The sequence below is a fragment of the Acinetobacter sp. 228 genome, from assembly GCF_048147885.1.
Genome location: NZ_JAYWYV010000428.1, coordinates 1 through 1,175 on the forward strand (window position 1 = coordinate 1; position 1,175 = coordinate 1,175).

Sequence of the window (1,175 nt, forward strand, 5' to 3'; positions counted from 1 at the left end):
TATCGAATTGTATTAGGTGTAATTATCCTAATTGCTGCTATGTTATTTAACTTATCTGCTTAATAGTCAGATTAAGGATAAAAACCTAGAGAAATCTAGGTTTTTTTATGCCTAAAAATAGCTTTAACTTGCTTATTTATACAAAGTACTACCAAGAAATACTTTTTCCTTTTAGTTTGATTGATATAGTAAATCTTAAATAGCCCGTAAAAAATAAAGCAATGCAACAGAATGACTTGACGAAAAGTTTGGTAGAGGCTTTTTTGTATTTGGCTCCTCAAGAGGGGTTATATCCCACTCATATTTCAAATATCACCCTGATGAGGGTAGATCATCCCACACAGCCGGTTGCCGTATTGCAAGAGCCTTCCATTGTTTTAGTCATTCAGGGTGTAAAACGGGCTTATATTGGAAAAGATATTTTTAAATTTCAACAAGGCCAGTGTTTATTTATCTCGATTGCTATTCCTTTTGATTGCGATACGTTGGTTGAGCGTGAACCAATGCTTGCAATTGCGATTAAATTTGAACCTCAAATGATGGCCGAGCTGGCGACTAAAATGGATAAAGAGCAGCGACCACATATAGAAGATTTTGATAACAAAGAGATAAAACTGAGCTGTGGTTTAAATATTATTGAAATGAACTCGGTTATATCTGATGTTGCTTTACGCTTGTTGAACTTACTTCGTTCCAAGCAAGATACTGCAATCTTAGGAGAGCAGGTGAAACGCGAACTTATTTATCGGGTTTTACAAGCTGGCGGTAGTGATTTTATCCAGAACCTTTCGGCTATTATGAGTCGAAGTGGAGTGATTTATACGATTTGTGAAATTATTCAAAGGGATTATTATCGTAACTTAACGGTTCAGGAGTTGGCTAAACAAGCAGGAATGAGCGTTTCGCTTTTTCATCAAGCTTTTAAGAAAGTTACCAACTATTCTCCATTACAGTACATCAAAATTACTCGGTTACATAAGGCTCGTGATCTAATCCTAAATAACCAAATGGGCGTTGCAGAAGCTGCCTATGAGGTAGGATATGTGAGTGCTTCACAGTTTAGTCGAGAGTTTAAGCGGCTGTTTGGAGTTCCACCTAAATTATCAACAAACTAAAGTAAATCAACACGTCTTAAATATAAACCAAACATGGAGCATATCAATGAATCTTCCGAC

1 protein-coding gene is annotated in these 1,175 nt (G+C 36.2%); it reads left to right on the forward strand.

Annotated elements, in window-relative coordinates:
- Positions 1-221: 221 nt before the first annotated feature.
- A complete protein-coding gene (locus tag VXQ92_RS19590) occupies positions 222-1,115 on the forward strand; it encodes an AraC family transcriptional regulator N-terminal domain-containing protein (protein ID WP_416682918.1) in 894 nt (297 codons plus the stop codon).
- The last annotated feature ends 60 nt before the right edge of the window (positions 1,116-1,175 follow it).

Excerpts from the sequence above, each read along its gene's own strand:
- VXQ92_RS19590 (WP_416682918.1), top strand. The coding sequence starts at position 222 with ATGCAACAGAATGACTTGACGAAAAGTTTGGTAGAGGCTTTTTTGTAT.